25 protein-coding genes and 3 pseudogenes are annotated in these 20,524 nt (G+C 69.3%); 15 read left to right on the top strand and 13 right to left on the bottom strand.

What is annotated here, in order from left to right; all coding sequences use genetic code 11:
• Nucleotides 1–147, top strand: a complete 147-nt coding sequence (locus tag AC5R91_RS17680; RefSeq protein WP_495392454.1) for a hypothetical protein — start codon at nucleotides 1–3, stop codon at nucleotides 145–147.
• Between the two features lie 96 nt (nucleotides 148–243).
• On the opposite strand, the pseudogene AC5R91_RS17675 reads toward AC5R91_RS17680, so the two are convergent.
• The 3 genes and pseudogenes from AC5R91_RS17675 to AC5R91_RS17665 all read right to left on the bottom strand — a co-directional run.
• Nucleotides 244–464, bottom strand: a pseudogene (locus AC5R91_RS17675) (IS5/IS1182 family transposase); the annotation flags it as partial.
• A gap of 291 nt (nucleotides 465–755) precedes the next feature.
• Nucleotides 756–1,418, bottom strand: coding sequence for a hypothetical protein (locus AC5R91_RS17670; protein ID WP_495392453.1), 663 nt, complete (start codon nucleotides 1,416–1,418; stop codon nucleotides 756–758).
• A complete protein-coding gene (locus AC5R91_RS17665) occupies nucleotides 1,415–1,855 on the bottom strand; it encodes a hypothetical protein (RefSeq protein WP_495392452.1) in 441 nt (146 codons plus the stop codon). The genes AC5R91_RS17670 and AC5R91_RS17665 overlap by 4 nt, the downstream gene beginning before the upstream one ends.
• A gap of 425 nt (nucleotides 1,856–2,280) precedes the next feature.
• On the opposite strand from AC5R91_RS17665, the gene AC5R91_RS17660 reads away from it, so the two are divergent.
• Nucleotides 2,281–2,769: a zinc-binding dehydrogenase gene (locus AC5R91_RS17660; protein WP_495392451.1), complete on the top strand. Its 489-nt coding sequence runs from the start codon at nucleotides 2,281–2,283 to the stop codon at nucleotides 2,767–2,769.
• Nucleotides 2,770–2,878: 109 nt separating this feature from the next.
• Nucleotides 2,879–3,454, top strand: coding sequence for an HhH-GPD-type base excision DNA repair protein (locus AC5R91_RS17655; RefSeq protein ID WP_495392450.1), 576 nt, complete (start codon nucleotides 2,879–2,881; stop codon nucleotides 3,452–3,454).
• A 307-nt stretch (nucleotides 3,455–3,761) separates the two neighbouring features.
• Here the strand turns inward: AC5R91_RS17655 and AC5R91_RS17650 are convergent, their stop codons facing one another.
• Both AC5R91_RS17650 and AC5R91_RS17645 read right to left on the bottom strand, forming a co-directional pair.
• Nucleotides 3,762–5,162, bottom strand: a complete 1,401-nt coding sequence (locus tag AC5R91_RS17650) for a phenylacetate--CoA ligase family protein (RefSeq protein WP_495392449.1) — start codon at nucleotides 5,160–5,162, stop codon at nucleotides 3,762–3,764.
• Nucleotides 5,163–5,483: 321 nt separating this feature from the next.
• A complete protein-coding gene (locus AC5R91_RS17645) occupies nucleotides 5,484–5,714 on the bottom strand; it encodes a hypothetical protein (RefSeq protein WP_495392448.1) in 231 nt (76 codons plus the stop codon).
• A 107-nt stretch (nucleotides 5,715–5,821) separates the two neighbouring features.
• Between AC5R91_RS17645 and AC5R91_RS17640 the strand changes: the two genes are divergently transcribed.
• Nucleotides 5,822–6,406, top strand: coding sequence for a type II toxin-antitoxin system HicB family antitoxin (locus AC5R91_RS17640; RefSeq protein WP_495397997.1), 585 nt, complete (start codon nucleotides 5,822–5,824; stop codon nucleotides 6,404–6,406).
• A 73-nt stretch (nucleotides 6,407–6,479) separates the two neighbouring features.
• On the opposite strand, the gene AC5R91_RS17635 is transcribed toward AC5R91_RS17640, so the two are convergent.
• A complete protein-coding gene (locus AC5R91_RS17635; protein WP_495392447.1) occupies nucleotides 6,480–7,439 on the bottom strand; it encodes an AraC family transcriptional regulator in 960 nt (319 codons plus the stop codon).
• Between the two features lie 138 nt (nucleotides 7,440–7,577).
• Between AC5R91_RS17635 and AC5R91_RS17630 the strand changes: the two genes are divergently transcribed.
• The 3 genes and pseudogenes from AC5R91_RS17630 to AC5R91_RS17620 all read left to right on the top strand — a co-directional run.
• Entirely contained in the window at nucleotides 7,578–8,297 is a 720-nt protein-coding gene (locus AC5R91_RS17630) for an SDR family NAD(P)-dependent oxidoreductase (protein WP_495392446.1), read from the top strand.
• A 21-nt stretch (nucleotides 8,298–8,318) separates the two neighbouring features.
• Nucleotides 8,319–8,726: a nuclear transport factor 2 family protein gene (locus AC5R91_RS17625; RefSeq protein WP_495392445.1), complete on the top strand. Its 408-nt coding sequence runs from the start codon at nucleotides 8,319–8,321 to the stop codon at nucleotides 8,724–8,726.
• A gap of 174 nt (nucleotides 8,727–8,900) precedes the next feature.
• Nucleotides 8,901–8,996: pseudogene (locus AC5R91_RS17620) on the top strand (HhH-GPD-type base excision DNA repair protein); the annotation flags it as partial.
• Between the two features lie 29 nt (nucleotides 8,997–9,025).
• Here AC5R91_RS17620 and AC5R91_RS17615 read toward each other — a convergent pair.
• Entirely contained in the window at nucleotides 9,026–9,337 is a 312-nt protein-coding gene (locus AC5R91_RS17615) for a type II toxin-antitoxin system PemK/MazF family toxin (RefSeq protein WP_495392444.1), read from the bottom strand.
• On the bottom strand, nucleotides 9,334–9,594 hold the full coding sequence (locus AC5R91_RS17610; RefSeq protein ID WP_250640560.1) for a toxin-antitoxin system HicB family antitoxin: 261 nt from the start codon (nucleotides 9,592–9,594) through the stop codon (nucleotides 9,334–9,336). The genes AC5R91_RS17615 and AC5R91_RS17610 overlap by 4 nt, the downstream gene beginning before the upstream one ends.
• Nucleotides 9,595–10,028: 434 nt before the next feature.
• Here AC5R91_RS17610 and AC5R91_RS17605 point away from each other — a divergent pair, with 434 nt between their 5' ends.
• The gene (locus AC5R91_RS17605) at nucleotides 10,029–10,157 is read left to right on the top strand and encodes a hypothetical protein (RefSeq protein WP_495392443.1); all 129 of its coding nucleotides are present in this window, start codon (nucleotides 10,029–10,031) and stop codon (nucleotides 10,155–10,157) included.
• 46 nt (nucleotides 10,158–10,203) lie between these two features.
• Nucleotides 10,204–10,299, top strand: a pseudogene (locus AC5R91_RS17600) (HhH-GPD-type base excision DNA repair protein); the annotation flags it as partial.
• A 66-nt stretch (nucleotides 10,300–10,365) separates the two neighbouring features.
• Here the strand turns inward: AC5R91_RS17600 and AC5R91_RS17595 are convergent.
• Together AC5R91_RS17595 and AC5R91_RS17590 are read right to left on the bottom strand one after the other, a co-directional pair.
• Nucleotides 10,366–10,974, bottom strand: a complete 609-nt coding sequence (locus AC5R91_RS17595) for a TetR/AcrR family transcriptional regulator (RefSeq protein ID WP_495392442.1) — start codon at nucleotides 10,972–10,974, stop codon at nucleotides 10,366–10,368.
• Nucleotides 10,975–12,654 carry an MFS transporter gene (locus tag AC5R91_RS17590; protein ID WP_495392441.1) on the bottom strand — a complete coding sequence of 560 codons (1,680 nt, stop codon included), beginning with the start codon at nucleotides 12,652–12,654 and terminating at the stop codon, nucleotides 10,975–10,977.
• Nucleotides 12,655–12,810: 156 nt separating this feature from the next.
• Here AC5R91_RS17590 and AC5R91_RS17585 point away from each other — a divergent pair, with 156 nt between their 5' ends.
• The 3 genes from AC5R91_RS17585 to AC5R91_RS17575 all read left to right on the top strand — a co-directional run bounded on the left by AC5R91_RS17585 (nucleotide 12,811) and on the right by AC5R91_RS17575 (nucleotide 15,410).
• Nucleotides 12,811–13,386, top strand: coding sequence for an HhH-GPD-type base excision DNA repair protein (locus AC5R91_RS17585; RefSeq protein ID WP_495392440.1), 576 nt, complete (start codon nucleotides 12,811–12,813; stop codon nucleotides 13,384–13,386).
• Nucleotides 13,387–13,535: 149 nt separating this feature from the next.
• Nucleotides 13,536–14,321 (top strand): DUF3592 domain-containing protein, encoded by a 786-nt coding sequence (locus tag AC5R91_RS17580; RefSeq protein ID WP_495392439.1) that lies wholly within the window; start codon nucleotides 13,536–13,538, stop codon nucleotides 14,319–14,321.
• 165 nt (nucleotides 14,322–14,486) lie between these two features.
• Nucleotides 14,487–15,410, top strand: a complete 924-nt coding sequence (locus AC5R91_RS17575; protein ID WP_495392438.1) for a TIGR03564 family F420-dependent LLM class oxidoreductase — start codon at nucleotides 14,487–14,489, stop codon at nucleotides 15,408–15,410.
• Nucleotides 15,411–15,520: 110 nt separating this feature from the next.
• Here the strand turns inward: AC5R91_RS17575 and AC5R91_RS17570 are convergent, their stop codons facing one another.
• The gene (locus tag AC5R91_RS17570; protein WP_495392437.1) at nucleotides 15,521–16,132 is read right to left on the bottom strand and encodes a TetR/AcrR family transcriptional regulator; all 612 of its coding nucleotides are present in this window, start codon (nucleotides 16,130–16,132) and stop codon (nucleotides 15,521–15,523) included.
• A gap of 105 nt (nucleotides 16,133–16,237) precedes the next feature.
• On the opposite strand from AC5R91_RS17570, the gene AC5R91_RS17565 reads away from it, so the two are divergent.
• The 3 genes from AC5R91_RS17565 to AC5R91_RS17555 all read left to right on the top strand — a co-directional run bounded on the left by AC5R91_RS17565 (nucleotide 16,238) and on the right by AC5R91_RS17555 (nucleotide 17,856).
• Nucleotides 16,238–16,648, top strand: coding sequence for a nuclear transport factor 2 family protein (locus AC5R91_RS17565; protein ID WP_495392436.1), 411 nt, complete (start codon nucleotides 16,238–16,240; stop codon nucleotides 16,646–16,648).
• Between the two features lie 154 nt (nucleotides 16,649–16,802).
• The gene (locus AC5R91_RS17560) at nucleotides 16,803–17,579 is read left to right on the top strand and encodes an SDR family NAD(P)-dependent oxidoreductase (protein ID WP_495392435.1); all 777 of its coding nucleotides are present in this window, start codon (nucleotides 16,803–16,805) and stop codon (nucleotides 17,577–17,579) included.
• Between the two features lie 7 nt (nucleotides 17,580–17,586).
• On the top strand, nucleotides 17,587–17,856 hold the full coding sequence (locus AC5R91_RS17555) for a winged helix-turn-helix transcriptional regulator (RefSeq protein ID WP_495397996.1): 270 nt from the start codon (nucleotides 17,587–17,589) through the stop codon (nucleotides 17,854–17,856).
• Nucleotides 17,857–17,924: 68 nt separating this feature from the next.
• Here AC5R91_RS17555 and AC5R91_RS17550 read toward each other — a convergent pair whose 3' ends face one another.
• Together AC5R91_RS17550 and AC5R91_RS17545 are read right to left on the bottom strand one after the other, a co-directional pair.
• The gene (locus tag AC5R91_RS17550) at nucleotides 17,925–20,135 is read right to left on the bottom strand and encodes a hypothetical protein (protein ID WP_495392434.1); all 2,211 of its coding nucleotides are present in this window, start codon (nucleotides 20,133–20,135) and stop codon (nucleotides 17,925–17,927) included.
• Nucleotides 20,132–20,440 (bottom strand): PadR family transcriptional regulator, encoded by a 309-nt coding sequence (locus AC5R91_RS17545; RefSeq protein WP_495392433.1) that lies wholly within the window; start codon nucleotides 20,438–20,440, stop codon nucleotides 20,132–20,134. The genes AC5R91_RS17550 and AC5R91_RS17545 overlap by 4 nt, the downstream gene beginning before the upstream one ends.
• Nucleotides 20,441–20,524 lie beyond the last annotated feature (84 nt).

The raw sequence follows: 20,524 nt of genomic DNA, 5'->3' as shown, positions 1-20,524 counted from the left end.
GTGGTCGGCGATGGGCGGACCGCCGGACGTCACCTGAGCCAGATCGCCGAGGCAGACGAGCTGCTGACCGACGATCCGCTGGCGTTGCTGATCGGGATGGTGCTCGACCAGCGGGTATCGGAAAGAACGGGCGAAATGGTGTCGTAGGCCCAGGCTCCGAGCCGTGATGTCTGGCAGGGATAGCGGTCACCGGACTCCGTTGTCCCCACCAACATGCGGATGCCCGCTCTGGGCCGGGATCGGGCGGTAGCCCACCGACCGGGACACCCCGTGATCGGTGAAGAGCCGACTGGTCCTGGTGCCCTCACAGAACCAGCGCAGGACCATGACGGCCTGTTCCAGCGTGGACAGCGTGCGGGTGCCGTTACGGGTACCACGGCGCTGACGCTCCGCGACGAGAAGACCCGCCAGGCGGAAGACGGTGTGATCGCGGAGGGCAGCTCGGCGGTGTATGTGAAACTCATGCAGGCGCGGGGTTCCTTCGGAGTTGCTCTTTGGTCGGAACACCTTCCCATCGGAGCCCCGCGCCTTCGTCGTCGCAGCCCCGGGGACACTCACACCGCGCAACGGTCACTGAAAGTCACGGATCGTTGCTGGGAATGGCTCACTCTGTGGGCCGCTGGAACGTAGGATCTGAGGTCGGCTGACGTGACGGCGGTGACCATCCCCGCCGTCCTCGACCGGTGAGCTACGCCGGCTCGGGCTGGGTCTGCCCGGCGGCGGTGCTGCGGTGGGGCCAGCTGACGCAATTCGTTCTACCAGGAGGTTAGGTCAATCCGCCGGGAGCAGTGGGGATCGGTGTCGAGCTCCGTCTCGCGTTCCTTTTCGGTGATCAGGGACGGTAGGGCCGCGATCAGGGCGGTGACGGGGCCAGAGGGCCGTACGTCGACGGCGAGCACATCGGGCCTTTCCTCGGTGTCGAGGTAGAGACGCAGTAGGTCCTGTTCGAGGAACAGGAAGCCGCGCAGGAGGGGGTTCGGTCGTTCCCCGACGAATGGCTGCGCGACACAGCGCAGAATGGTCAGGGCATGGTCGTCGAGGCTCTCGGGAGCCGGCTCCACGGTCGTATGGTTTAGGTGGACGAGCGGCATGCCCATCACGGTGGTGACGCTGTCGCTGGAGAAGTAGTGGGGGCCGCTGGTCAGGGTGCGCAGAAAGGCAAGGATGTCCCTGGCGGTGAGGTAGTGGTCGTTCGCGCGGAGGGGGATCTCGTACGCCGTCAGACTGTCCGGGGTATGAGCGGCCTCGTCCCCGGTGACGAGGCGGATGGTCTCGGCGGGCGGCGGTACGGGCAGGATTCCCCGGATGCACACGGCGTCCACACGTGAATCCTGGACCAGGGGTGTCTGAACATGGTGGAGCAGCAGGCGGGTGATGTCCGCCTGCTGCTCCACCAGCTCGTCATACGTAGATGTCATCCATTGATCCAATTGGGGCACACGTTCATGCCTACACAGTAAGCGGTGATAACGCCGATCTTACCGCCAGGTCCTGCATCATACCTTCCGTCGGCCGTCCGTTGTGCATATTGGACAACGACTCTGATCGACACATGGCGGCGGCCGTCAAAAACGTCACCCCAGTATACCAGCCGGTCGCCGTTCCTCTCGTCCACTCGGCCGGCGAGTGCGGCATTGACGATCCCACAATTTCTGATGTTGTGGTTGGCGGAGAAGTGCTTCCAGCCGAGTTCGCTGTTGCCGAGCCGGGTCGGTATGACCCGGCCGTCCGGGTCGGTCTGCTGGCACATAAGCCTGTGGTCCCAAGAGGGCCCAGCCCAGGCGGGTGCGGCGGGTGCGCTGAAGGCAACGGCTGCCGCGATAATCGAGAGCGTCAATGTGACGATCTTCTTCATGGAGAAAACGTAACACCGTATTAGTCCTATTTATAGGGCCTTTGGTCACCTGCGGGGCGCTCTGGTAGCTTCTGTGACTTGAGTACGGGAGTGCATTGATGCCTGTCTTCCCTGGTCACGGGCCTGACGTCAGGGTCGCGGGTTGCGGGTTGGCGTGGGTGCGCTGTGCTGGGAGGTATGGCCGAGCATAAGCCGTACCTCAGTGACCTGTCAGATGAGGAGTGGGACCTGATCCGCCCGGTGCTGGAGGTGTGGAAGGCGCGCCACCCGTCGGCGTTGGGCACCAAGGGCCGCCACGAGCTGCGGGAAATCGTTAACGCGACCCGCACCTCAACCGGACCGGGCACGCGGCCGCCCTTCCCGTCGCTGGTATCACCGCCTGGCAGGCGGTGATCGAGCACGGCCGCGTCGCACCTGGGAAGCGGGTGCTCATCAACGGTGCCGGCGGTGGCATCGGCGGGTTTGCCATCCATCTGGCCAAGCGCGCCGGAGCACACGTCATCGCCACAGCCAGTCCGCGTAGCACCACGGCGGTCCATCAGCTCGGCGCCGACCAGATCATCGACTACACCGCCCGCTCCATTGCCGATGGGCTTGATCGGCCGGTCGACGTGGTCCTCAACCTCGTCGCTCTGAGCCCGCCACAGACCGCCACCCTGGTGCCGCTGGTCCGGCGCGGCGGTGTTCTCGTTTCCGTCACCACCCCGGTCGAGCCACCGGCCGGCGTCCCCGTGACGGCCACGCGCTTCGTGGCGCAAAACGACGCAAGCCAACTCGCCGCACTGGCCAAGCTCGTCGACGCAGGCGCCGTCCGTGTCGACATCGCCGCTACCCGCCCGCTCGCCGACCTCGCCTCAGTGCACCGCGACGCCGAGGCCAATCGAATTCGCGGCAAAATCATCATCATTCCGTGACGACGTTCCCCAGGGGGGCCATCGCCGGCCATGCAGGACTACGCCTGACTGCACGGCGATGCGACAGACGTCCCCATGGCCGCCCGACGCAGTCGGCTACGGTTGTGCCGTGGGACTGCATCTGAGCCAGATCGCCGAGGCGGACGAGCTGCTGACGAACGACCCGTTGGCGCTGCTGATCGGGATGGTGCTGGACCAGCAGATTCCGCTGGAGCGGGCGTTCGCGGCTCCGCTGGAGCTGTCGCGGCGTCTTGGTCGTTCGTTGGATGCCGCGGATCTTGCGGGGACGGATCCGGACGAGCTGGCCGGGGTCTTCTCGATCCAGCCCGCGTTGCATCGCTTCCCGGCGGCGATGGCGCAGCGGAGCCAGAAACTCTGCCAGATCGTCCTCGACCAGTACGACGGCGATGCCGCTCGGGTGTGGACCACTGCCGCCGACGGCCGACAGCTGTTGAAGCAGGTTTCTGCCCTGCCCGGCTTCGGCGTGCAGAAGGCCAAGATCTTCGTGGCGCTGCTCGGCAAGCAGCTCGGGGTCACACCGCCCGGCTGGCGGGAGGCCTGCGAGCCGTTTGGTGAGGACGACAGCTACCGGTCCATCGCCGACATCACCAGCCCCGAGTCCCGGGTCAAGGTCCGCGACTACAAAAGGGCGATGAAGGCGGCAGCCAAGGTTTCCGCCGGCTGAACCGCGGTTTTGCAGTTCAGAGTGCTTCGCGATCTGAACCAGCCCACAGGAGTCCGCGGGGTGCGGTCGCGCCCGGCGTCCCGCTTCGCTGGTCAGGTGGGTTGCGCTGACCGTTCTCCCAGCGGACAGGGCGGTTTACTCGTCGTTACGGAAACATTCCGCGACACGGGAGAAAAGCCCTTCCGGGCTCGCTTCCCACGCCTCGATATCCACATCGGCGGCGCCGCCATCTTTCCCCAGCGTATCCTCGCCACATCCCCATCTACCCCGATGGTCACATGACAGTCGTGTCGCGCACGTACAGGGGCTAGTCGCTCAGCGCGATGAAGCGCTTGAGCTTGCCGGTCGAGGCGTGCCGGGGGAGCTGCTCGACGACGCTGACACTGATGTCAGGATTCGTAAGTCCATACGGCCGTAGCGAAGAGGTGAGTGCCGCGGCTACCGCGGCGGCGTCGGGTGACCCGACCACGAGCACGTCCGCCCCGCTCGCGGTCTGACGCACCTGATACTCCGAGATCAGCGGGTCGGTACCCAGCACGTGCCGGAACGCGCTCGCCGGGACCGTTCGCCGCCCGTAGCGGAAGTCGTCGTCACGCCGACCGACGATGTCGGCGACGCGCGGCATCGAACTGCCACACGCGCAGCGGCCGGGCAGCAGCGTGATCTCGTCACCGAGGTCATAGCGAACAAACGGGAACGTGCGCCCGGCGAGCCCGGTCGCGAGCGTGCGCGCCGCCGGCTCGTCGGGGGCGACTGGCCGCCCGGCCGCATCGACCCGCTCGAGGATCACCTCGTCCGCGCAGATGTGAAGGCCGTCGCCGTGGCCGCAGCCGACCGCCTGGACGCCGATCTCGGTCGAGCCCCACAGGTTGTGGACGGGCGCGCTCCAGGCAGTGTCGATCGCGTGGCGGTCCTGTGCGCTGAGCGGCTCGGAGTTGGTGCTCACCCGCACCGGCCGGATATCGAGTTCTCCCACGATCGCGGCCCGGGCGAGGCGGCCGATCACCGAGGCGTAGCCCACGAGATGGGTCGGCCGCGCGTCCGCCACCGCGCGCAGCACCTGATCGAACGGCGCCGCCGCCGGGATCACGACGGTCTGCATCGACGGCCCGGTCGCGACGTCGAACAACGGCGTGCTGGCGTGTGGCGGCTCACCGGCCTCTATCACGGCCAGTCGCACCGGGCGGCCGGCCGAGCCGGAAGCGCGCTCGTCACGCGCCTGCCATCGCCAGGCGAGACAGGCGAGCGTGACGAACTGCTCCCAGCCCCAAACGTAGACGCCGCGCACACCGCTTGAGCCGCCCGAGCTGAATACCTGGAGTCCCGCGGGCGTGTAGGAGAACCAGCCCTGCTGGGCCAGCACCCGCTCGGCGCCCGCACGGTCGATATCGGGGGTGGTGACAATCCTGTCCCATTCGTTCTGGATATCCTGCTTGACCATGGCTGGCAGCCGTGCGAGATCCTCGACCGTCGCCGTGGCCGGGTCGATGTGGGCCATCCGGGCCGCGTGGAACGGCGAGCGCTCGCGCGCGAACCCCAGCAACGACCGGAGTCGTTCGGTGCGGTAGCGATCGATTCGCTGGCGCGGCCACGCCAGCCGCGCCACATGATCCTCGAGCGTGGCCTGCACAGCGCTCAGGTGCGCTGCGCGTAGACGCTGGTACGCCGCCTTGGCATCCTCCCGGTACACGCACACAGTGTCGGCCACCAACGCTTCTGCCCGGCGAGCCGATGGTCAGGGGCCGCGCCGTGTCGGGGACCGTCCTGTACAACCGGGTCCGCTTCCGGCTGGGCAGCCCGAGCCGAGGCATCGCGGTGGTCCGGGCATGCCCGGCACTGGTAATCAGTTGATCGCCGTGCGTACCGGTCCGCTACGGCGCCGCCGTGGGTTGTACCCGCGGCGGCGCCTGCCAGTGGGAGGGCCGGCAGCCTGACGGCTCACCGGCAGCGACAATGGTCAGCCCATCAATGCTGCGAAGTCGGTACCTGCTCGCCTCAGCCCGGGCCCTCCTCGCCCTGGCCGAGCGAGTCAGGGCGTCGGCGCGGGCGCGGGCGCGGGGTCGAACGCGGTGTCCCGTGCCGGCTTCTCCCAGGCGTTGATGTCGGTGCGCACCGCGTCGAGATGGCTGAGCACGGCGTCGACCCCGTCGGCGCCGACCGGTAGCCGCAGCGGGACCCGGCCGGAGCCCAGCACCTCGACGGCCAGCCGGGCCAGCTTCGCCGGGTCGCCCGCCTGGCCGCCGTCGCCACCGGCGACCATCGCCCGGGTGCCGCCGACGGTGTCGGCGTAGACGCCCTGGTCGGTGCTGAACGTCCGGCGCGTCGGGTCGAACAGGCCGGTGCGGAACGCCCCCGGCTCGACGTGGGCTGCTCCCGGCGCTGCGGTCGCGGTTCCGGTCCCGGCAGCCGGCGGCGGACTTCGAGTTGCGGCAGGTCCAGTGGGATGATCCGACGGCCGGACTCGCCGACGGCTCCTGCGACCTCGCCTTCGTCTGGCTGCCCCTGTCGTCGGCGCGGCACTACGCAACCATGGTGATCGCCCAGGAGCCGCCCGTTGGCACTGCTGATCGGGATGATGCTGGACCAGCAAATCGGATAAACAAGGAGCGGATCTGGGCCGCGCCTCCCGATCCGTACGTCGCCGATAACGAAACGTGGCGGCGGCTGGGATGGGCGCGTCGCGGGCACGTACGCGTGCGATGCACGCTCGGCGTGACTAGAATGATCTCCATGGAGCGAGCTGTCCGGCTGACCGCGGTCGTCACGCACGAAGGCGACTGGTACGTGGCGCGGGCCCTCGAAGTCGAAGTGGCCAGTCAGGGACCGAGCGTGGAGGAGTCGCTGGCGAACCTACGTGAGGCGCTGGAACTGTACTTCGAGGACGAACCGGTTCCCTCGGTCTCTGCTGACGGGCCGATCGTCGCGCCCGTTGACATCCGCCTGTCAGCGTGATAACCGCGCTGCCCAGAGTCTCAGGTCCGGAGGTTGTCCAAATCGGACAAACAAGGAACGGCGGGTAGACAGATCAGCGTTGATGCTCCCCACGGGTCGCGGAGCTGTGGTGGGTACGGCTTTGGCTGCGGTAGCGCCCTGGCGGAATCGCCCGGTGGCGTGAGAAGGCGCGGGAGAACGCGTACTCGGAGGTGTAACCGACGGCGCGGGCGATGACGTCGATCTGGTCGTCCGTGTCACGCAGCCGCCGGGCGGCCAGGTCCATGCGCCATCGGGTGAGGTAGGCGGCCGGGGTTTCACCGACGAGGGTGGGAAAGCGGCGCGCGAGGGTGGCGCGGGAGACGGCGACGTGGTCGGCGAGGGCGTTCAGCGTCCAAGCGCGACCGGGGTCGGCGTGCAGCGCGGTGAGGGCCGCGCTGACCGTGGGATCGTTCAACGCCCGCAGCCAGGAGCCTGCCGGCGCCGTGGGCTCGGTCCGCAGCCAGACCCGGAGAACCTGGATGAGCAGCACGTCAACGAGTCGGTCGAGCAGTGTGGTGGTGGCCGGACCGGGTTCGGCGAGCTCGCCCGAGAGCAGTCGGACGGTATCGGCGAGCGGACCAGCCCCGGCCGCCCCGGCGGGGACGTGAACCAACTCGGGCAGCACGGTGAAAAGCGGGGTGCTGACCGCGGGATCGTGCCGGTAGGAGGCGCACAGGATACTGGTCCGCGCTGGCGGGGGCCCGACGTCGAGCCGGCCGTCTGTGGCGAGCGCCCGTTTCGACGCGGCGTGATCGAACGGTTCCAGCGGGCCGTCCGGATCTCCGGCCAGTCCGTGCGCGGACCCGGTGGGCAGGAGGACGACGTCGCCGGGCATGAGTCGCACCGGGGGCTGGCCGGGCAGGCGTAGCCAGGCGGTGCCGGCGGTCACGGCGTGGAAGGCCGCCGCGGAGATCCGGAACAGCTGTAGCCCCCACGGATCGCCGGCATGGACCGTCGCCGCTACGGTTCCGCGCACGCCGGCGACGCTCAGCACGTCGGCAAGCAGATCCATGGCCGCAGCTTACCGATGAACATACAACGGGTCGGTAGCTGAGACGAACAGACAAGATTCTGAGACTATTCGGCATCGATTTTCGCACATGTGCGTCATACGGTTGATCTACTGAACGCGTCAACCGGAAGGCGAACCATGAATGTCAACGGCAGCATCGCTCTGGTGACCGGTGGAAATCGGGGTCTTGGCGCCCGCCTCGTGGACAATCTCCTCGACGCCGGTGCCGGCAAGGTCTACGTCACGGCCCGGGATCCCCATGGCGTCGCCTCGACGGTGAGCGCCGACCCGCGAGTGAGCGTCCTCGCACTGGATGTCACCGACCAGGCGAGCGTGGACGCCGCGGCCAAGGCGGCGAACGATGTCACCCTGCTGGTCAACAATGCCGGTGTGCTCGGGTTCGGCAGTGCCCTCGAAGGTGATCTGGACCTGTTCCAGCGCGACATGCTGACGAACCAGATTGGCCTGCTGCGGGTGAGCCGGGCCTTCGTCCCGGTCCTGACGGCGAACGCCCCGGGCGCGATCGTCAACGTACTCACCCTGATCGCGTTGGCGCCGGTGGTGGGAATGGCGGGGTACTGCGCATCAAAGGCCGCGGCGCATTCGGTCACTCAGTCCTTGCGGGCGGAGTTGCGTGACAAGGGCATCGAGGTCCTCGGTGCCTATCCCGGCGGTATCGACACCGACATGCTTGCCGGGGTCGACGCCGACAAGGCCGCCCCGGAGGTCGTCGCCGAGCGGATCGTCGCCGGCGTCGCCGCCGGACAGGCGGTCATCTGGCCAGACGACGCCTCCGCCGGTGCGAGTTCGGTGTACCTCGCCGATCCGGTGGGCCTCGAGCGCATGCTCGCGGGCTGAGCGATGGCCGCCACCGGCCCGGTGACCACGGCCCCTACCGGCGACGGCGAGTTGATCCACCGCCTGCTCGCGGCCGCGGGGAGTGGGAAGTGGGAGGAGCTGCCCGACATCCTGCACCCGGACTTCACCATCATTGAACCCCGGTCGCTGCCTTGGGGTGGGACGCACGTTGGCATCGACTCCTACGTCACGCTGATGACCACCATCGCAGCGACGTTCGCACTCGACTTCCGGACCGAATGGATTGTCCGGGACGGCGATCATCTCGCGCTGAGGGCTACCGTCACCTTCACCGATCGGGCAACGGGAAATGGGGTGGTGATGCCGACCGTGGAGCTGTTCACGGTCGCGGACGGTCGTCTACGCACTAGCGAGGTGTATTTCGCGGACCCGATGGCACTGCTCGCTGCCCTGCCGGCGGCGTGCTGACGGTGTGCTGACGGCGGGTCCATGTGCCCGGCGGGTCTCTCTGGACCCGCCGGGCACGCGTCAATCCTGCTGTCCGGCGGCGGCTGCGCCGGCGCGATGAGCGACGGGGAACGCGGGTCGGCGGGGAGACCAGCGGCGGGGCGTCCGCCGCTCCAGGCTGGATACGGTGTTCGCGTGGCACTTGACCTGAGCCAGATCGACGAGGCGGACGAGCTGCTGACGAACGATCCGTTGGCGCTGTTGATCGGTATGGTCCTGGACCAGCGGATAGCGGATATTCGGAAAGGACGAGTGAGACGTCAGCGTTCGGGCGTGGCCAGGATCTTGAAAAGCATGGTGTTGGCGTTGGTGAGCGTCTGGATGTCGACCTGGCGCAGGCACTTGTCTAGAGTGGCCTTGGCTACAAACGTGATCAGGCCCATCACGGCCCACTGACCCTCGCCGAGCCTGACACAGAATCCCTCGTCGGTGGCATGTTCCACGACCAGCGCGACCAGTACGGTCGGCTCGTCGGCGATCTCGTTGTAGACCGTGGAGCTGATGACCAGCACCGCCTGGGGGGCCGGTCCGGTGCGGGTGGTCCAGATCTCGCCGCGCCGCGGCGATCTCATTCTGCGGTGCCCGCCAGGTTGGGCAGCCCGGCTGTCCTAAGCGCCTGCTGGTTGGCCTCACCGAAGGCGAGGGCCGCGTGGGCGACCGCCGGGTTCGCTCGCACCCAGGTGGCGTGGGCGGCGCAGCGTCGGCGCATGTCCTCGGCGTCGAGCACGCCCTCGACCCAGGCGTTCATCGACGTGTCCTCGGCCTCGGCATACCGCTTGACCGCCTCGTAGGCCTCGTTCGAAAGCCGAAGCGTGATCGTCCGAGTCATGCACAACATGCTAGCAAGATCTGATAGCAGAACCAGCGGCAGGCCGGAACGCGTCTGGCTGCGCACCGGCGGTCAGCCACTCCTGCCCGGGTGGTTCGCATGGACCTGCTTGCGCGGTTCGACCGCCGCACCGCCCGAGCTGCTTGCCTGCCGCCGCGACGCGCTCGGTCCCGGCGATGCCACGCCTCCATCGACCAGCCGAATGGACGGTCGAGTGAGCCGTGCAGGTGCATCGTGCGGTTGGGGCGGGACTTGTTGCGTCGGGACGCCTATCCTCAGATGAAATCCGATGCGCAGGAGAAGGGCATCGACGTCGCGCTTGCCGTGGATTTCGTGCGTCTTGCCTGCGAGGGCGCGTACAAGGTCGGTGTCCTGTTCAGCCGCGACACGAATCTTGTGCCCGCGCTTGGACCGTTCGCGATCTCGGTGTTCAGGTGGAGATCGCGAGCTGGAAGGGCGCGGGCCGACTCCGCTTCCCCGACTCGCAGCTTCCGTGGTGCCGCTACCTGGACACCGGCGACTACGAAGCCTGCCGGGACTACACCGACTACACCGCAGTCTGACCGCCGGCCACGGCGGCCGGCCAACGCAGTCGGCTACGGTGATGGCGTGGGACCGCACCTGAGCCAGATCGCTGAGGCGGACGAGCTGCTGACGAACGATCCGTTGGCGTTGTTGATCGGGATGGTTCTGGACCAGCAAATCGGATAAACAAGGAACAAAGTCGGGCGTCTCGTCTTGCTGCTGGTGGTTCCGCTGCTGCAGGTCTGGTCAGAGTGTGCCGAATCCTTGTTGCAGCCGGGCCAGGGCGTCGTCGACCGCGGCGGCCGGGTCCCGATCCGGCGAGGACGGCGAGGGTCGCCTGGACAGGTCGAGTTGGGTGATCATCATGATGCCGATGATGGCGCCGCTGACCGCGACGATGTCAGGGTCGTCCGCGCTGCGCCCGGCACGTTCTGCCACGGCCAGAGTGAAGTCGTGCGCGGCGGACGTGAGGTGGTCCAGGTGCGCCGCGCGTACTTCGGGTATCGCGGCCATGAGCTCGGTGCGGTGCTGCTCCAGGGCGCGCTGCTCGGGACTCAGGGTGGCGTAGCCGGCGCGCAGCGCCTCGCGGAAGGCCGTGATGACGCCCTCGCCTGCCGGGCGGGCGCGGAAGTGGGCCAACATGTCGTAGTCGGCGGCGTCCCACAGGACCATGTCGGGCTTGGTCGGGAAGTGGCGGAAGCAGGTCCGCGTAGCCACGCCAACCTCTTCGGCGATCATGCTGACCGTAGTCTCGGCGTACCCCCGTTCGGTGAACAACCGCAGCGCGGTCGACTGGATCGCCTGCTTGAGCGCGATGGTCTGCGTCTGACTCCACGATGGCCGCTCCGGCGACAATTACTCGCTCCCTCCGACAACGGTGTCAGTGCGTGCTGTGTCGATCATTGCCTCGCCACCCGCCTGGCTGACAGGCGACGGCCGCGAGGCGCCCGCGGCAATGCTGTCGGTTTCAACAGCGTCGCCTTCATCGCCGGCGTCGGTCGTGTCTGGCAAGGCGATGGTTGCTCGGCGTGGGAACAGCGTCAGCGCCAGAAGCGCCCCGGTGAACGCTATCCCGCCGCAGACGAGCAAGGCGGTGTCGATGCCGTCGACGAACGCCGAGCGGACGTCGGCAAGCAGGGCTGGTGAGTGGAGCTGGTGGGCCAGCGCGGTGCCGTCGAAGACCCCGCCGCGCGCGACACCGGCCTGGGCCGGGGTGAGTCCGGTCATCGCCAGGGTGATATCGAGGTTGGCACGGTAGCTGGCGAGTGCGGCGGTGCCGAGTACCGCGGCACCGAACGGGCTACCGGCATCCTGCAACGCCTGGATGAGGGCCGAGGCGACACCGGCCCGGGCGACGGGGATGCGCCCGAGCGCGGCGGCGGTGGCCGTGGCGAGGACCGCACCGATCCCGGCGCCGGTGATCAAGGTCCAGACGGAGACGAACCCGAAACCGCTGCCGGTGCTCGTCTCGGACCCGAGTATCAGGCCGGCGCCCAGCACGGCGAAGCCGCCGACGAGTACCACCTTCGCGCCGATCGCCTTCGTGAGTGGTTCGGCACCGATCGCGCCGACGGCGAGCCCGCCGAGCAGCGGGAGGAGGCGTAGGCCGGAGCCGATGGTGTCCACGCCGAGCACGGCCTGGAAATACTGCGGCAGGGTGAATACCACCCCGATCATCACCAGCGAGCACAGGAAGGCCAGGACCGTGCCCCAGACGTAGGCGGGGATGCGGAACAGGCCGACGTCGACCAGCGGTTCCCGCGCCCGATTCGACATCGGCGTCGCGGGCAGGTCACGGCCGAGGCGACGTTGCCAGAGCGCGAAAACGATCAGCAGTAGGGCGCCGGCCAGCAGCGCGGAGATTACGACCGCCGAACCCCAACCACGGGTGCCCGCCTCGGCGAACCCGTAGACCAGCCCGGCCAGTCCGGCACCGAACAGAGTCATCCCCACGAGATCGAGCCGGCCCCGGTGTGACCCCCGGGACTCTGGCACGAGCGCCACCACCGCGACCAGCGCGATGACCACGACCGGCACGTTGATGAGGAAGACCCAGCCCCACCAGAACCGGTCGAGCAGCCAGCCGCCCAGGATCGGTCCGGTCGGCAGGGCCAGGAAGTTCACGGCCGCCCACACGCCAACCGCCCGGGAACGCTCGTCCTCGGCGAACATCACCGTGACCGCCGACATGGCCATCACCACGATGCCGGCCCCGGCGATTCCACCCACTGCGCGTGCGGCGATGAACATGCCCGCCGAATCCGACCAAGCGGCCCAGGCCGAGGCGGCACCAAAGGCGGCGAGGGAGGCGGTCATCACCCGGCGCCGCCCGTACCGGTCGCCCAGCGACCCCAGCGGCAGCATCGCCGCGGCCCAGGTCAGCAGATACGCCGAGGAGAACCACACCAGATCCGTGGCCGAGGCATGCAGCTTCGGCGCAAGCGTCGGCAGCGCCACCGCCAGCACCGTCCCGTCCACGCCGACGGCGAAGACGGCCACCGCGACGCCGGCCAGCGCCAACCACCTCCGATCCATCCCGACCCCCTTTGTCACTCGATGCGTGTATGTCAGCGAGTGACACTAACACAGTGAATGAAAGACGGGCAGAGGATGACGAATGATCATCTGTGATCGCGGCAGTCTGACCGGCGGCTTTCCGGCCGCCGCGATGCGGTCGGCTACGGTGATGCCGTGGGACTGCACCTGAGCCAGATCGACGAGGCGGACGAGCTGCTGACCGACGACCCGCTTGCGCTGCTGATCGGGATGGTGCTGGACCAGCAGATCCCGCTGGAGCGGGCGTTCGCGGCGCCGTTGGAGCTGACGCGTCGGCTTGGGCATGGGCTGGACGCGGCCGACTTGGCGGCGATGGACCCGGATGAGCTGGCGGGGGTCTTCTCGGTCCAGCCTGCGCTGCACCGGTTCCCGGCGGCGATGGCGCAGCGGACGCAGAAGCTGTGCCAGATCGTGCTTGACAGCTACGGCGGTGACGCTGCTGGGGTGTGGACGACCGCCGCCGACGGCCGGCAGCTGTTGAAGCAGGTCGCGGCGCTGCCCGGTTTCGGCACGCAGAAGGCCAAGATCTTCGTGGCGCTGCTTGGCAAGCAACTCGGCGTCACCCCACCCGGCTGGCGGGAGGCATGCGAGCCGTTTGGTGAGGACGGCAGCTACCGTTCCGTGGCCGACATCGTGAGCCCCGATTCCCGGGTCAAGGTCCGCGACTACAAGAAGGCGATGAAGGCCGCCGCCAAGGTAGCTTCACCCTGATCCGGGAGCGCCGGGGGCCGTGGGGTCGCGCGGGCGCGTCCGCCCATCCTCGCGACTTCCTCTCGACCAGACCGATCATCCATCACTGATCGACGCCATTTCGATGGCCGAACGGCGGTTTCTGTTATCGTCAGGCCCTGATGGACAAGATGGAAATCGGTCCTTTCTGGGTCGGGGTCGGCCTCGTCTGGAAGATGCTGGCGGCCGGAATGTTCTGCCTCGCCTGCGCGGGATATCTTTTCTCCGTGAACGTCGCGTTCACGGAACATGGGATCAGGGCCACCGCCGAGGTGCTGGACGCCGGCGGCCCACATGAGCAGCCGACAGCCCGTTTCATCACGCGCACCGGCGTGCCGACTGTCGCAAAGATCACCACCGACGGCAAGGACCTGCGGGTCGGGGAACGCCTGACGGTGGAGTACGACGAGCGTGACCCGAACCGGGCGCGTCAGCGCGGAAGTCGGTGGTACTGGGAACTTCCCGTGGGTGTGACTGTGCTTGGTCTCGGGATGCCTGGCGTCGCCGTCTGGACGTTCTTCCGGCGTCGTCGCGAGTATCCCGGCTGGGAGCCCTTGGCGACCGCCGAGGTCACCGACAGATTCGCCGGTCTTTCGGTGCCGTGGTGGCTGGCGCCGTTGTCCTCTGGTGCGGCCGGTGAGTCGCGGGATCGCGAGGAACGCCGTGTCCTGATGTTGCGCCGGGACCAGCAGGCGATCCATCGGGTGCTTCCGGGATGGGATCTCTGGGGAGTGGGCCCGGAGAGGGAACGTGTCCACTGGAAGTCCGGTCAACGGCTGAGCATGACGATCGACGAGGTGTGGTGCCGGCGTCGCCGAGGTGAACGGTGGCGGGTAAAGGTCGGCCTGCTGGAACAGCCGCCTCCTCCCGGGACGGGCAGCGTCGGCCGGCGCACGCCGTCGTCGGAATCGCGCTGATCCTGACCAGGAGCGGCGACCTCCTGCGGCGGTGGGCGGTGGGCGGTGGGCGTCCGGCGGCGGACGGAGACGATGGGCATCCGGCGGCGGACGGAGGCGACGGGCATCCGGATTTCGCCCAAAGTGGTTTCGATAGTTCGGGGTGACGTGATTAGCGTGGGCGACATGATCCCGATCGGGCTCGTCCTCGCGCCACCCGGACCCGAGGCGTCGAACGCCATCGACGTGTTGGTCGCCCAGGCCAGAGACGCCGCGGCGGCCGGCATCGGCTCGGTCTGGCTGGGCCAGTTGTACGACCTCGACGCGCTCACCGCCCTCGCCGTGCTGGCCGTCCATGTGCCCGGGATCGGGCTCGGCACCGCCGTCACCGTCACCCACAGCCGGCATCCGATCACCATGTCCAGCCAGGCGCAGACCGTTCAGGCGGCAAGTGCTGGTCGGCTCACCCTCGGCCTCGGCGTGCTGCACCGGCGGCAGGTCGCGCGGCGCTTCGGGATCGATCTCGACGGCCCCGCAACGTACATGCGGGAGTACCTCCGCGCCCTGCAGCCGCTGCTGCGCGACGGCACGGTCGCCTTCGAGGGAGACATGATTACCGCCGACACCAGCGGATTCTCCGGTCACGTCGCAGGGAGCACCCCGCCCGTCGTCCTTGTCGCCGCACTCGGCACGGCCATGTTGCGCGTCGCCGGCGAACTCGCCGACGGAGCAATGACCTGGATGGCCGGGCCCCGGACGATCGAGCACCACATCGTGCCCGCCATCACGGCCGCCGCTGCCGCAGGGGCGCCGCAGGTCGCGGTCAGCCTGCCGGTCTGCGTCACCGACCACCCCGAGGAGGCCCGCCGGCGCGCCGCCGCCCATCTCGCCTGCTATGCCGAGCTGCCCTCCTACCGGGCCATGCTCGACCACGAAGGCGCCGCCAACCCCGCCGAGGTCGCGATCATCGGCGACGAGCGACACCTCGAAGCGCAGCTCCGCCGCCTCGCCGCCGCCGGCGCCACCCGCTTCATCGCCAATCCCACGGGGGTCACCACCGCCGCCGAGCGCCATCGCACCCTCCAGGCCCTGGGCGGCCTGACAGGGTGAGCTCGACGGGCGACCGTGGCCGTCGGCAATCCGGATGCCTGCCATTGCTCACTGCCAGGCCGCCGAGAATCGGAGCGAGGCCAGGGGCGACCGGGGCAGGATACGAAGGGTCAGGGCTGGCCGCCTGGCCGGGTGTCCACTCCGCCGCGCAGGATGTGCAGCAACCGGATGGCGTCCGCGGAGTCGGCGCCGGCCAGAGCGGTGGCGTTGACGAGAGCCATCAGGTCGGCGGCGCTGAGGTCGCGGCGCACCGCGCCGACTTCCTGCGCCGGGGCCAGAAGAGCCGCCGCCGTCGAGCGCATCGCCGCGTGCCAGCCTCTCGCCAGTTCCCCGCGCCGTTCGTCGGGCTCCTGCGAGATCGCGGCCAGGGCGAGGGCGCGCCTGGTCGCGGCGTGCACGACGAACAGGTCCAGCCACGCGAACAGGGCCTCGCCTGGAGTGGCCGTCTCAAGGAGGGCGACGCCGCGCTCGCACAGGGCGTCGACCTCTTCGGAGTAGACGGCGACGAGCAGGTCGCCCCTCGTCGGGAAGTTGCGGTACAGGGTGGCGTTGCCGACGCCGGCGCGGCGGGCGATCTCGTCGAGGGGTACCTCGGTACCGCGTTCGTCGAACAACGCCCGCGCCGCCGTCACCAGCAACTCGACGTTGCGTGCCGCGTCCGACCGGAGCCGTCGCCCGGCCGCGCGCGTTCCCGAGGTGCGCGGCGGCAGGTCTTGCGTCACGGCGGCTCCTTGCGGACCAGGGGTGGCTCCCATTATCGTCGAGTGATAAGTGGGGACTCCACCACTTATCGAACGCCGGGTGCAAAGAGACGTGGGAGCCGACCGATGACGTTGACCGTTGAGGACCGGAATGCCGTCACCGACCTGATACACCGGTACGGCCATCTCGTTGACGCCGGAGAGCTCGACCGGTTGGAGGAGCTGTTCACCCGCGACGTGACCTATGACCTCGCCGACTTCGGGCAGGGGACGCTGGCCGGGGTGGCGGCCATCCGATCCGCGGCCGTCGCCCTCGGCGACGCGAACCCCGTCGGCCACCACGTCACCAACGTCGTGCTCACCGAGGGGGCCGACGGTCGGGTCCACGCCCGGTCGAAGGGCATCGGGATCATGGCCGACGGCACCTGCGGCAGCGTGGTCTACGACGACGTGATCGTCCGCGACGGTGACCGCTGGCGTATCGGCCACCGGAAGATCGTCGCCCGCCGTGCGCCGCTCGGCCGTGTGCCCCGCTGACAGCACGTCCACGGGTAGGGCCATCTCGTCGGGATTCGACTCCTGTGCGTCATGGCGTCGAACCTGCTTGTTCACCCTGATGGGTGAGGCTTACGCCGGCGTCGCCAACCGGATTCGCCGCCGCGGTGGTCTCCCTGAGTTCCCTGGAGGAAACGTGGTCGCCTCGTCGGTCGTCATTACGGGAGCGGCGTCCGGCATCGGGCGAGCGTGCGTGGAGTTGTTCGCTGCCCGGGGGTTCGGGGTCGTCGCGGTCGACCTGGACGAGGCCGGGCTGTCCGCCCTGATCGAACGGCCGGCATCGGAGCAGGTCGTGCCGCTCGTCGGGGACGTCTCCCGCGAGGAGACCGGCACGGCCATGGCACAGCTCGCGCTTGATCGGTTCGGGCGGCTGGACGTCGCGGTCCTCAACGCCGGGATCGGCGGGACCCTGCCGTGGGAGGACGCAGATGCGATCGATCGGCTCGACCGGATCTTCGCCGTCAATGTGCGAGGCGTCGCGATCGGGATACGTTCGGTCGTTCCGGCCATGCGCGCCGCCGGCGGTGGCGCGATCGTCGTGACCGCGTCCAGTGCTGGGCTTCAGGGTGAGCCGGGGAACTGGGCGTACAACGCATCCAAGGCGGCGGTGATCAACATGGTGCGCGCCGCGGCACTCGATCACGCGGCCCAGCACATCCGGATCAACGCGGTGGCGCCGGGCCTCAGCGAGACCCCTTTGACGGCGCGGCACCGGACCGAGCCGGAGTCCGCGGCGGCGGTAGGCCGGCGGATCCCGATGCAGCGCTGGGGACAGGCGCATGAGCACGCGGCGGCCATCTGGTTCCTCGCCTCGGCCGAGGCGTCCTACATCACCGGGACGACGCTGGTCGCCGACGGAGGGCTCACCGCCCACCACGGCGCGGCGCCCCTGCCGTCTCGCCCACAGCCCTGACCGGGGAATCCGGCCGGAACGGGCGGCGATCGGCGGCCTGAACGACAAGGTCCTCACCGAGGCGCTGCGCCGGCTGTGCGCCCACGGTCTGGTGGACCGTCGCTCCTTCGCGCAGGCCCCGCCCCGGGTCGAGTACGCGCTGACCCCGCTGGGGCACAGCCTGGTCGAGGGCCCGCTGAAGGCGCTCGGCGACTGGACCCGTGAGCACGGCGACGAGCTGCTCGACGCCCAGGAACACGCGGCCCGGACGCTGCCGGCGGCGCCCCGCCTTCGCTGAGTCAGGACGCGATCGCGCCGTCCTTCCTGCGGTGGCCGCCCGTTCGCCGTGCCGCGTCGCCCCTGTGCTCAGGACCGACGTTCGGCCTCCTGCCTGGCGAGCTCGGCGCGCAGCAGCGCAGCACCCGCGAGGATCGTCAGCGCGCACCACAACCTCCTGGTACGGCGCAGCCGACCGTCGACGTCCCCGAGCGTCGCCTCGAACTCCTCCGCGTAGCGCTCCTGCTGGCCGTCGGACGCCGCGATCGCGGCCGCCAGCCCGACCAGGCCGTGCGCGAACGTACCCGGCCGCAGCAGGCGCACCAGGCGGACCACCTGCCTCGCCGGCAACGACGACCGGAGTGCGGTGCTCCCGGCTGACGGGGCGTACGACGGTCCGAGTCCGCCGGCGGCCACGGCCGCTCCGACTGCTGCGCTGAGGACGAGCAGGAGGGCCGGAGAGACACCGAACAGCATCGCCGGGACCGGCGCCCCCGCGAAGACCCCCGCGAGCGCACCCAGCACGCGCCGCCCCTGGCGCGGCCAGCGTGCCGTGAGACCTGCCAGCAGGCCAAGCACGGCACCGGCGACGACGGCGGCGCAGACGTTGACGTAGACGGACATGGCGTCCGGTGGGTGCCAGTTCCCCTCAAGAAGGCCGTAGGCGTAGTCAGAACCGACGGTGAAACCCGCGAGGGCACCGAGAGCCAGCCCCAGCAAAGGGCGCGCGAGCCGGGATCGGTGGTTGGCGAGCGCGCCGAGCACCAGCCCTGCCGCGGCACCGGCCAGCAGACCCACGACCTCCGCCCAGCGGCTGTCAGATGGGTGGTTGTACGTGTAGTCGACGGCGAACAGGTACGTGTCCGCGGCCACGCCGGCTGCCGTTTGGCCGACGAGGGCGCCGAACACCAGGCCCAGCGTCGGCCTGACGAACCGGGGATACCGATCAGCGAACATGCCGGCGCCCAGCCCGACGACCACGCAGGCCAGCGCGAGGACAGCAATCCTGGTTCCAGGAACGTCGTCGCTTGGATACGAGGGCGCGCTGCCGAGCACGACGAAGTTGTAGTAGCCGGCGCTGACCGCGGAACCGGTCGAGATGGCCAGCGCCAGACCCGCCAGGGGCTTGAGGAGCCGAAGGCGACGGCCGGCGAGCAGGCCGGCGACGCCGCCCAGCACGACGCCGCCCAGCATGGCGACGACCTGGCCGTTGCCGTAGCTGAACCCGAACGACGTGGCCGTGCCGACGGGCTCGCTCCCTCCCGACCAGGTGAGCGAGTTGGGCCAGTCGGAGGACGTGCCGTAGGTGGCCCTCAACCCAGCACCGGCGATATGACCGACCACACCACCGACCGCAACTCCGAGCAGCGGTGACGCAAGCCGGTGCCAGCGCTCGGCGAGCAGGCCGAGCAGCAGGCCCATCGCCGCACCACCTGCCACGAGGGCCAGCCCGTGGCCAAGGTCAAGGTCGCCGAGATAGCCGACGCCGACGAACTTTCCGACGGAGTCGGGAGATCCCGTGCCGTCGATGATGATCGGGCTGGTGAACGCGGCGTACATGCTCCGGCCCGCGGCGACGCCGAGGCCGCCGAGGAGGGCGCCGAGCGCCAGCCCCAGCGCTGGGCGCGCGAGCCCACGACGACGCTCGGCCACCAGGCCGAGGAGCAACCCCAGCACCGCGCCACCCGCCACGAACACGGCCGAGGCGTATCCGTGGGCAAACCCGTACCCGGAGACGAGTACGTCGGCGTGACCGGCACCGTCGAGGAGGTCGAGACGCGGCCCGGTGCTGTCGGCGACGAAGCGACCCTCACCGGTCTTCGCGGCAAGACTGGCGAAGTGCCCGCCCAGGGCGCCCAGCGCCAGACCCGACACGGGCTTCGTGAACCGCGGACGGCGTTCGACGAGCTGGCCGAGGGCCGCCCCGAGCGCCGCGAGGGACACCAGGGTCACGACCGGCTGGTAGCCGTAGTCGACGGTCTCTGCGCTGAAGGAGGTCTGGGCGACCGCGACGGGGACGACGGGGTTGGCGACCAGGCTTGCGACCGCGCCCGCCGCCAGGCCCAGCGACGCCGGCGCGAGTCCGCGGCGGCGGACCGTCAGCAAGCCGAGGAGCAGCCCGAATAGCGAGCCGGCAGCGATCACCGGGTAGGCGGGGCTGCCGGGGAAGAACGCGGACAGGGCGTCGCCGAGATACGTCCCGATGACGATGCCGAGACCGATGCGGGCAGCGACCCGTCGCGGCGAGCCGGCCACGCGGGCACCGCCGGCGACTGCCGCACCTGTCGTCGGGGCGTTCACCACGCTCCCTCGGGCGCGATGAACGTGCCATGGCCCTGCCCGTACCCGCGACGTGGCCTGCGCTCGGCGAGCAGCGCGCGGGCGCCGGCCATCCCCTCGGGGGTGAACTGGTACAGCCGGCGGCGGGGGCCGGGGCGGTCGGACTCCTCCCAGTAGGAGTTCGCCCATGCGATGCGTTCCAGGCGGGCCAGGATCGGGAACACGCTGCCGGTCGCCAGTCCGGCCTTCTTGGCGATCGCCAGGCCGTACGGCTCGACATCGCCCTCGATGAGCACCTCGAGGACGTCGAGCGTCGCTGGCGTCACGCGGGACAAACCTGCCATGCGCCTAAATTATATATGTAGATTTAGACCGTCAAAGTCGATCATCCTGGCTCAAAAAATCAGATG

This window comes from Frankia sp. BMG5.60, from assembly GCF_059428125.1.
The sequence above is the reverse complement of the archived record's forward strand: the minus strand, read 5'-3'. Positions and strand labels throughout refer to the sequence as shown.